The following is a 9,087-nucleotide window of genomic DNA, read 5'->3' as shown; positions in this document are numbered from 1 at the left end:
CAACGCTATACGTATCTTCGCCCAAAGTCAGAAGCTGATTTCGGCGTTCAGGTTATCGCAGATGTTGAGCTGCTGGAATATTGTCTGCTATATGGCACATTGAATCAAATCATCCTCGCATGCTTAATCTCCACTATATGGGGTCTTGACCATATACCCGAGCGGCTTTTTCATCGTATGTTCACTTCATTGTAAAACAATTGATTAAGCCATAGGAAATCTGTCTAATCTGTTCAAACTGTCTTTTTTGTCTATTGAATAAAAACATAGACAAATATACATATATTGACAATAGTTAAACATATACCTAGAATTTGTAAAAAAGGAGGTTTAAGATGGAATGAAATTCTTTAATACATGGAGAAGGTTTGCTTTGATACTTCTGATTATTTCTGTTTTTTCATATTCTTTAGGCATCCAAGCAAATGCTGAAGGCGTTGTTTGGCAACGAACTATCGGAGATTTCAAAGTAGTTATATCTGATGTCCATAAGGGTTATGCTGGTCCTAAGTTTAAAGGAATGCAACCCGATCACGTAAACTTATATATTTATGAAAAAGATCGTCGCGGAAGACATAATATAGACTATGCTAACTATCACATTACTAGGTATCAAACTAAAAACTCATCTGCTTGCCTTTATATTTATGAAAGTGTCAGCAAAAAGGAACTATTAGATATTTGTTCCGATTCATGGAAGGCCGCAGTTAAAAAAGCTGCACGTAAGATGAAGCAACATGTTGATAATGAAATTGAAATACGAAAAGCTGCATTACTCGGCATGGTTGTAGCCTTTATTGCAACGGTAAGCTTACTTAAATCAAACGCCCCTATTTTACGTAGCGGGACTGAGGAAACTATTGATCCAACTGAAATCATGAATGAGACCGGAATTGATACAAACCTATACAATGACTTAGGGTTAGATCAACTAGATCCTCTCCGAGTGGATGATCCACTTATTCAGGAGTGATCATCAATTTTTCCTAAACTAATTGGAGTAGGTGGTCTAATTGGGACATTTTATTATTTCTAACATCAATAGGTTTAGTAAATGGAAAGAAACTTTTATGCTAATGTTGGAAAACACAACTGAATATAAAGTCTTTTTTCCTGGATCAATTAATAGTATTCCTGGACCGTTAAATCAAGGTAAAGATGATTTTGTTCAATTAAATGGAATTACCATTAACGACTGGGATGGGATGAAAAACTCTATAGAAATTCACGGAGTAATGAATGATGATGCTCGCAAAATATTTCTCCGTTTTCAAGATGATGCCTTTCAGGGATATATGCCTCAATTGTGGAGCTTTCAATTTCACGATAATCAAAACAGAGTCCTGATTAGAGTAGAAGACTTTACAGTGTGTCTTTGCTGGTTTTCAGATGATATGATTCACACGATGGAACAAAAAGGATTGTTACCTTCCGAAGACATTGAACCATCCGAGTAATAGATATAGATATCCTCCCAACATATATAAGCCGGCGATCACCAACTCAAGGTGATCCCGGCTTTTTTCACACATTAAGTTCTTTATCTAAGAGTTAATCTTAATCAATATTGGAATCCCCAAACATAACCTCTGCCATTTTCTTAATAAGTGATCGTTTAATCTCATACAAATAGAGAACGTGATACCCCTATGTGTCGAGCAATCATTTTCATCTTCACACCATCTATCATTCACTCAAAAGATATACAAATATGGTCAAAATATGGTCACGGGCTACTGGGTAAAAAAATATCGCCCCGACCATTGGAGGACAGAGGCGATATTTCTTGATAATAGAAAGCTTCTTAGCGCTTGGAGAACTGAGGTGCGCGACGAGCTGCTTTCAAGCCGTATTTCTTACGCTCTTTCATACGAGGATCGCGAGTCAGGAAGCCAGCGCGTTTCAGAGCGCCACGCAGTTCCGGATCTGCTTTCAGCAGAGCGCGAGCAACGCCGTGACGGATTGCACCAGCTTGACCAGTGGTTCCGCCGCCGTTTACGTTAACCAATACATCGTAACGACCAAGAGTTTCAGTCAGAACGAGTGGTTGTTTTACGATCAATTTCAGTGTTTCCAAACCAAAGTAAGTATCCATTTCACGCTTGTTGATCACGATGCGACCTTCACCTGGAACCAGGCGAACGCGTGCTACGGAGTGCTTACGACGACCTGTACCGTAGTATTGTACTTGTGCCACGTATATTTCCTCCCTTTACCTTAACCGCGAATTTGCCAAACTTCTGGTTTTTGTGCTGCGTGTGGATGCTCAGTTCCAGCGTATACTTTCAGCTTGGTGAACATTTGACGTCCCAGGCTGTTTTTAGGCAGCATGCCTTTTACCGCCAGTTCGAACATACGATCTGGGCGCTTGTTCAGCATTGCGCCAGCAGTGGTCTTTTTCAAACCACCTGGATACAGGGAGTGAGTGTAGTAAATTTTGTCATTCAGTTTGTTACCAGTCAATTTCACTTTGTCAGCGTTGATTACGATTACGAAATCGCCAGCGTCAACGTGAGGAGTGAATTCTGGTTTCAATTTTCCGCGCAGGATAGAAGCTACTTCGCTCGCCAGACGACCCAGCGTTTGGCCTTCAGCGTCAACGATGTACCATTTGCGCTCAACTTCGAGCGGTTTCGCCATATATGTGGTACGCATTTTTGTCCCTCCTAAATATCTTACCTAACACATATCCATCTACTTATAACCAAAACAACCGAAACTTGCAATGGAAGATAATTGCTGTTACGGGTGAGCAACTCTTCCAGGTGTTCCATGTATTCACGATCTTGTCTTTCAATCCCGGGGCTAGAGTGGGGCTAGGCGGGGTTAAAATACCAAGGAATATCGTACTACATAGACGCCCCTTAGTCAAGTGCTGCTCGTTCGTCTAATAGTTGGAAATCAGAGAACTAGTAGACAACTTCCCACATGGTCAGACCCTTGGCTGGTGCTGTCTTACCTGCCTTTTCCCGATCACATGCGGCAAGGATTTCCCTCAGTTCAGTAGGACTTCTTTTTCCTTGCCCTACTTCAACCAAAGTCCCCACAATAATTCGAACCATGTTGTACAAAAAACCATTGCCTCGGCATGTCACCCATACCTCGTCTCCGATTTTTTCCACGGTGAGCCCGTACACAGTCCGAACCTTGTCCTCGACGAATGTTTTTGCCGAGCAAAAGGAAGTAAAATCATGTTCACCCACCAAATAATGAGCAGCCTGCTGCATCGCGTCCACATCTAACGGAAACCGGACATGGTCGGCGTAACGATGTCGAAATACATCTGCCACTGGATTGTTGTCGATGCAATATCGATATTCTTTTACTTGCACGTCAAAACGCGCATGAAAAGAGGCATCGACCTCTTCGACTGTCCGAATGACAATAGAATCAGGCAACTGATTGTTCAACACAAACCGCCATTTATCCATCGGAATGTTACTCGACGTGTCAAAGTGAATCACTTGACCGCGTGCATGAACGCCCGCATCTGTCCGGCCTGACCCGAAGACTTGAATATCCTCTCCAGTAACCCGATTCAATGCGGCTTCAATTTCACCCTGGACCGTTACTTGATCTGGCTGTACCTGAAAACCGCTGAAGTCAGTTCCGTCATATGCTAATACACATCGCAGCCGCTTCATGTACGCCACCATCCAATCACGATTACCAAGATCACACTCACAACACCTACGATTCCATCACGCCAAGTAAACGTCAGCTTATTCAGTCGCGTTCTACCCACTCCCCCGCGATAGCCACGAGCTTCCATCGCCAAAGCCAGCTCTTCAGCACGCCGAAACGCACTAACGAACAATGGGATAGCGATCGGAATCAGATTCCTGGCTCTGCGTACGAGACTACCACTGGTGAAATTGGCTCCTCTGGCGGTCTGCGCCTTGATGATCTTATCCGTTTCTTCCATCAGGGTCGGAATGAACCGGAGTGCAATTGACATCATCAGGGCTATATCATGAACCGGTATGCCGATCTTCCCTAGTGGTCCTAGTAAACGCTCCAAACCCTCCGTCAAATCGATTGAAGAGGTGGTCAGTGTTAGCAAGGAACTAATGAGAATCAAAAGTCCCAAGCGCAAAGAAATGAAGATCGCCTGGCGAACTCCCTGTTCTTCTACTGTAAACCATCCCCACTGAAAGTAGACCGTTCCGCCTTTCGTAATAAAAATATGCAAGACGACGGTAAATAAAATCAGGATCCAGACTGGCTTTAAGCTTTTTAATATATAGGACAATGAAAGCCTAGAAAGAAGTGCAGCATACAAGGTAAAACCAATGAGTATGGCGTAGGTTACCGTATTGTTAGCCAGAAAAATCAAGGTAGCAAAAAGGATGATGAAGAGAAGCTTGCTTCGCGGATCTGCACGATGTAAAAAAGATTGCCCTGGTACGTATTGACCAATTGCGATATTCTGCAGCATGCCTAGCCCTCCTTTGGTACGGACAGTCGTTCCAGCAGATGGGCAATCAGCTCTTCCTCCCGATAAAGGGAGCTCGGCAGACTAGCCTTGTCCGGCAGCATTTGATTCATTTGCGATACAAGAGCCACCGTTTCCGGTACATCCAAAGACAGCTCTCGGAGACGGTCCACATGCATGAATACTTCTTCAGGCTTCCCCTGCAAAGCTACTTGGCCTTGTGCCATCACAAGCAAATAGTCTGCATAGCGGGCTGCCTCCTCCATGCTGTGCGTAACCAATAGTGTCGTGAGGTTTTGTTCCCGATGAATCCGGTAGATCCCTTCCAGAATCGTTACTCGTCCAGCAGGATCAAGGCCCGCAGTTGGTTCATCCAATACCAGAACCTTCGGCTGCATGGCAAGAACACCAGCCAAAGCAACACGTCGCATTTGCCCGCCACTCAAATGAAACGGCGAGCGATCCTTGATCGTGGCATAATCTAGGCCAACAATTTCAAGGGACTCCTTTACGCGGGCTTCCACCATTTCCGTTGGCAAGTCAAAATTGAGCGGTCCAAAAGCAACATCCTTCGCAACCGTTTCTTCAAACAACTGATGTTCAGGATATTGAAAGACGAGCCCAATATCGCGCCTTTGAGCATGTGGTAATCGCCGCTTTGGAGTAATGACCGCATCACCCAGGGTAATCTGCCCTGAACTAGGCATCAGCAAACCGTTCAAGTGCTGAATCAGCGTTGACTTACCTGAGCCCGTGTGGCCAATAATTCCGACAAACGAACCGGATGGAATCGTCAGCGAAATATTGTGTAAGGCAACTCGTTCGAACGGTGTTCCCTTTGCGTAGATATGGCTTACTTGGTCAAAAGTAATTTGCATACGTGCTCCACCAGCTCCTCTTGATGCAGGACAAACGGTAAATCAATCCCTTTGGAATGAAGTGCGTGTCGCAGTCGAACGGCAAATGGCACATCAAGTCCCACCTGTTTCAATCGATCTACCTCATTAAACACTTCAGTTGGATTACCTTCCATCAGGACCTCACCCGCATTCATAACGATGACCTTATCTGAATAGATGGCTTCTTCCGGAAAGTGGGTAATGTTAATGATCGTGAGTCCCTCGTCACGGTTCAGTTGACGAGCCAGATTCAGCACTTCCATTCTCCCTTGTGGATCAAGCATCGCTGTCGCTTCATCCAAGATGATGACAGAAGGACGCATCGCCATAATCCCTGCGATCGCCACACGTTGCTTTTGACCCCCAGACAGACGATGTGGTTGTGCCTGTAAATAAGACTCCATCCCTACAGAAACGAGCGCCTCATCAATGCGTTCTCGCATCTCTTTGGGGTCCACACCCATGTTTTCTAGGCCAAAGGCGACATCATCTTCCACTGTAGCCCCAACAATCTGATTGTCCGGGTTCTGAAAGACCATGCCAACATGTCGTCGGATTTCCCAAAGCTGCTCCCCATCTTTCGTATCCATTCCACTGATAAGTACTGTACCGCCTTCTGGAAGCAACAGAGCATTCATCAGCTTTGCCATCGTTGATTTGCCGGAACCGTTGTGACCCAGTACGGATACAAAGGAACCTTTTTGAATGGTAAGGTCAACACCTTGTAATACCGGAACCCGTTGGCCATCCTCACCATCGTAGGTATAAGAAACATCTCGCAATGCCAGCAGGTTATCTTCATTCATGAGGCATTCACAACCTCCCCAGCCTTCACAGGGAACTGACTAGCAGGATTTCGATGAGAAAGGAAAAAAGGGTTGAATCAGAGTCCAGCCTATGACCAGATCTGCCCCCACCCTTTTCGCGGTAATCTACCAGGCTTAAAACCTGAGTAAACGACCAGTTTACATGTATTAAACGAATTCGATGTACGCCATTGGAGCAGCGTCGCCACGGCGAGGGCCGGCTTTCAGGATACGAGTGTATCCACCGTTGCGCTCTTTGAAGCGAGGAGCGATTTCATCGAACAGTTTTTGAACAGCATCGCGGCCTTCAGCATTCGCAACTTCTTTGCGAACGAAAGCAGCAACTTGACGGCGAGCATGCAGATCGCCACGTTTCGCGAGCGTGATCATTTTCTCAGCGATTGGGCGCAGTTCTTTCGCCTTCATCTCTGTAGTTTCGATGCGCTCGTTGATGATCAGGTCTGTTACCAAGTCGCGGAACAGCGCTTTGCGAGCTGAGCTACGACGACCCAATTTACGTTGTGCCATGTGGTTTACCTCCCTCTTAATCGAGAGAACAAAAGTTTGCCTCTTGGTTTGCTATTCTAATCGTCACTGCGCAGGGACAAGCCCAGTTCAGCTAACTTTTCTTGAACTTCTTCAAGAGATTTGCGCCCCAGATTGCGTACTTTCATCATGTCCTCTTCGGTCTTCTGCGTCAGCTCTTGCACGGTATTAATACCGGCACGCTTCAAGCAGTTGTAGGAACGAACGGAAAGATCGAGCTCTTCGATAGTCATCTCCAAGACTTTCTCTTTCTTGTCCTCTTCCTTCTCTACCATGATTTCTGCATCCTTCGCCTCGTCAGTCAAACCGACGAACAGGTTCAGGTGCTCCGTCATGATTTTTGCGCCGAGACTCACGGCTTCTTCCGGACTGATGCTACCGTTAGTCCAAACCTCAAGTGTTAACTTGTCATAGTTGGTCATTTGCCCTACACGGGTATTTTCCACTTGATAGTTAACGCGCTTGATCGGCGTGTAGATCGAATCAATCGGAATCACACCAATAGGCAGATCCTCAGATTTGTTTCCGTCAGATTGAACATAACCACGACCACGTCCAGCTGTCATGCGGATATGCAGACGACCGCCATTGGCCAACGTTGCAATATGAAGATCAGGGTTTAAGACCTCCACATCACTGTCAGCACGGATATCTCCCGCTTTGACAACGCCTTCGCCTTCTGCATCGATCTCGATTACTTTTTCTTCATCGGAATGGATCTTCAGCGCCAAGCCTTTGATGTTCAGGATGATCTCGGTTACATCTTCAACGACGCCTTCAACCGTAGAGAATTCGTGAAGAACCCCATCGATTTGAACAGTACGAACTGCCGCGCCTGGCAAGGACGAAAGAAGAATTCGTCTCAGCGAGTTGCCAAGGGTAGTTCCGTATCCGCGCTCTAGAGGTTCTACAACAAACTTTCCATACGAGTTGTCGTCGCTAACTTCCACAACCTCGATTTTTGGTTTTTCTATTTCTATCATTAAACAAACCCTCCTTCAAAACGTCGAAATCCTTGGGTGGGCCGCATACGTGCCCACTCAGGAATTTCCCCGGCGGTTTACCGTTTGCGTGCATGACAAGCTATAAATCAGAATTTACCATTCTAGTATGGACATGTTCTGAACGATATAAACCAGTTACACGCGGCGACGTTTTGGTGGACGGCAACCGTTGTGCGGAATTGGCGTCACGTCTTTAATCATGTTCACTTCAAGACCAGTTGCTTGCAGGGAACGGATCGCAGCTTCACGACCAGCACCTGGGCCTTTAACCGATACTTCAAGGGAACGCATACCGTGTTCCATAGCAACGCGTGCAGCCGCTTCAGCAGCCATTTGCGCAGCAAATGGAGTGCTTTTACGGGAGCCTTTGAAGCCGAGGGAACCAGCACTGGACCAAGAGATCGCGTTACCGTGTGGATCCGTGATAGTGACAATCGTATTGTTGAAAGTTGAGCGGATGTGTGCTACGCCGACTTCAACATTCTTACGGTCACGACGACGGGTACGAGTTGCTGTAGCTTGTTTTCTTTTCGCCATGTCAGATTACCCTCCTTTACTTCTTCTTGTTTGCTACTGTACGGCGTGGACCTTTACGCGTACGAGCATTTGTTTTAGAACGTTGACCGCGAACTGGAAGTCCACGACGATGACGGATGCCACGGAAGCAACCGATTTCCATCAGACGCTTGATGTTGAGGGAGATCTCACGACGGAGGTCACCTTCCACCTTCACAGTTTTGTCAATGTACTCACGAAGTTTGTTCACTTCATCTTCTGTCAGATCGCGAACACGAGTGTTCATGTCTACGCCAGTAGCGGACAGAATTTTTTGAGACGTGGGGCGGCCAATACCAAAAATGTAGGTAAGAGCAACTTCAACGCGTTTTTCGCGCGGCAAGTCTACGCCTGCAATACGTGCCATGTGTCAAAAGCACCTCCTTGTTTACCCTTGTTTTTGCTTATGCTTCGGATTTTCACAAATAACCATTACGTTACCTTTGCGACGGATAACCTTGCATTTCTCGCAGATCGGTTTAACCGAAGGTCTCACTTTCATGGTTCTTGCCTCCCTTTTCTAGGGGTTTTGCTTACTATTTATAGCGGTACGTAATACGTCCGCGGGTTAAGTCGTACGGCGACAGTTCAACAGTTACTTTATCCCCCGGCAGGATACGGATAAAGTGCATGCGGATTTTTCCTGAGACGTGAGCAAGGACTTTATGTCCATTCTCTAATTCTACTCGAAACATAGCATTTGGCAAAGGTTCGATTACCGTACCTTCCACCTCAATTACATCATCTTTTGCCATGGTAAACTCTCCTTTCTTCTGCTCTTCAGTCGGACCATGAGTTTTGCGAAATGATCACACAACGAACTTATCGTCGACACGTTGGAC

General features: G+C 45.9%; 14 protein-coding genes. 2 read left to right on the top strand and 12 right to left on the bottom strand.

All coding sequences use genetic code 11. The features are described from left to right. Positions 1–340: 340 nt before the first annotated feature. Positions 341–973: a hypothetical protein gene (locus ASG16_RS00425; RefSeq protein ID WP_056493537.1), complete on the top strand. Its 633-nt coding sequence runs from the start codon at positions 341–343 to the stop codon at positions 971–973. Between the two features lie 40 nt (positions 974–1,013). Continuing rightward, entirely contained in the window at positions 1,014–1,457 is a 444-nt protein-coding gene (locus tag ASG16_RS00420) for a hypothetical protein (RefSeq protein ID WP_056493532.1), read from the top strand. 347 nt (positions 1,458–1,804) lie between these two features. Here ASG16_RS00420 and rpsI read toward each other — a convergent pair whose 3' ends face one another. The 12 genes from rpsI to infA all read right to left on the bottom strand — a co-directional run bounded on the left by rpsI (position 1,805) and on the right by infA (position 9,000). Then, positions 1,805–2,197 (bottom strand): 30S ribosomal protein S9, encoded by a 393-nt coding sequence (gene rpsI, locus ASG16_RS00415; protein ID WP_005828788.1) that lies wholly within the window; start codon positions 2,195–2,197, stop codon positions 1,805–1,807. Between the two features lie 20 nt (positions 2,198–2,217). Beyond that, positions 2,218–2,655: a 50S ribosomal protein L13 gene (gene rplM / locus ASG16_RS00410; protein WP_012684005.1), complete on the bottom strand. Its 438-nt coding sequence runs from the start codon at positions 2,653–2,655 to the stop codon at positions 2,218–2,220. A gap of 254 nt (positions 2,656–2,909) precedes the next feature. Next, entirely contained in the window at positions 2,910–3,644 is a 735-nt protein-coding gene (truA, locus tag ASG16_RS00405) for a tRNA pseudouridine(38-40) synthase TruA (protein ID WP_056493529.1), read from the bottom strand. Continuing rightward, positions 3,641–4,438, bottom strand: coding sequence for an energy-coupling factor transporter transmembrane component T family protein (locus ASG16_RS00400; protein WP_056493527.1), 798 nt, complete (start codon positions 4,436–4,438; stop codon positions 3,641–3,643). The genes truA and ASG16_RS00400 overlap by 4 nt, the downstream gene beginning before the upstream one ends. Before the next feature lie 2 nt (positions 4,439–4,440). Next, complete coding sequence (locus ASG16_RS00395) at positions 4,441–5,313, bottom strand: energy-coupling factor transporter ATPase (RefSeq protein WP_056493554.1); 873 nt, start codon at positions 5,311–5,313, stop codon at positions 4,441–4,443. Beyond that, entirely contained in the window at positions 5,289–6,140 is an 852-nt protein-coding gene (locus ASG16_RS00390; RefSeq protein ID WP_056493524.1) for an energy-coupling factor transporter ATPase, read from the bottom strand. Before ASG16_RS00390 ends, ASG16_RS00395 begins: the two co-directional genes overlap by 25 nt. A gap of 168 nt (positions 6,141–6,308) precedes the next feature. Further along, complete coding sequence (gene rplQ, locus ASG16_RS00385) at positions 6,309–6,668, bottom strand: 50S ribosomal protein L17 (protein WP_012684000.1); 360 nt, start codon at positions 6,666–6,668, stop codon at positions 6,309–6,311. A 56-nt stretch (positions 6,669–6,724) separates the two neighbouring features. Next, entirely contained in the window at positions 6,725–7,669 is a 945-nt protein-coding gene (locus tag ASG16_RS00380) for a DNA-directed RNA polymerase subunit alpha (protein ID WP_005828801.1), read from the bottom strand. Positions 7,670–7,825: 156 nt separating this feature from the next. After that, entirely contained in the window at positions 7,826–8,227 is a 402-nt protein-coding gene (gene rpsK / locus ASG16_RS00375; RefSeq protein ID WP_005828803.1) for a 30S ribosomal protein S11, read from the bottom strand. 16 nt (positions 8,228–8,243) lie between these two features. Further along, positions 8,244–8,612, bottom strand: coding sequence for a 30S ribosomal protein S13 (rpsM, locus tag ASG16_RS00370; RefSeq protein ID WP_012683999.1), 369 nt, complete (start codon positions 8,610–8,612; stop codon positions 8,244–8,246). A gap of 21 nt (positions 8,613–8,633) precedes the next feature. Further along, positions 8,634–8,747, bottom strand: a complete 114-nt coding sequence (gene rpmJ / locus ASG16_RS00365) for a 50S ribosomal protein L36 (RefSeq protein ID WP_003333770.1) — start codon at positions 8,745–8,747, stop codon at positions 8,634–8,636. Between the two features lie 34 nt (positions 8,748–8,781). Beyond that, positions 8,782–9,000: a translation initiation factor IF-1 gene (gene infA / locus ASG16_RS00360; RefSeq protein WP_003333772.1), complete on the bottom strand. Its 219-nt coding sequence runs from the start codon at positions 8,998–9,000 to the stop codon at positions 8,782–8,784. Positions 9,001–9,087 lie beyond the last annotated feature (87 nt).

The sequence above is a fragment of the Brevibacillus sp. Leaf182 genome, from assembly GCF_001423865.2.
GTDB lineage: Bacteria > Bacillota > Bacilli > Brevibacillales > Brevibacillaceae > Brevibacillus > Brevibacillus brevis_C.
The sequence above is the reverse complement of the archived record's forward strand: the minus strand, read 5'-3'. Positions and strand labels throughout refer to the sequence as shown.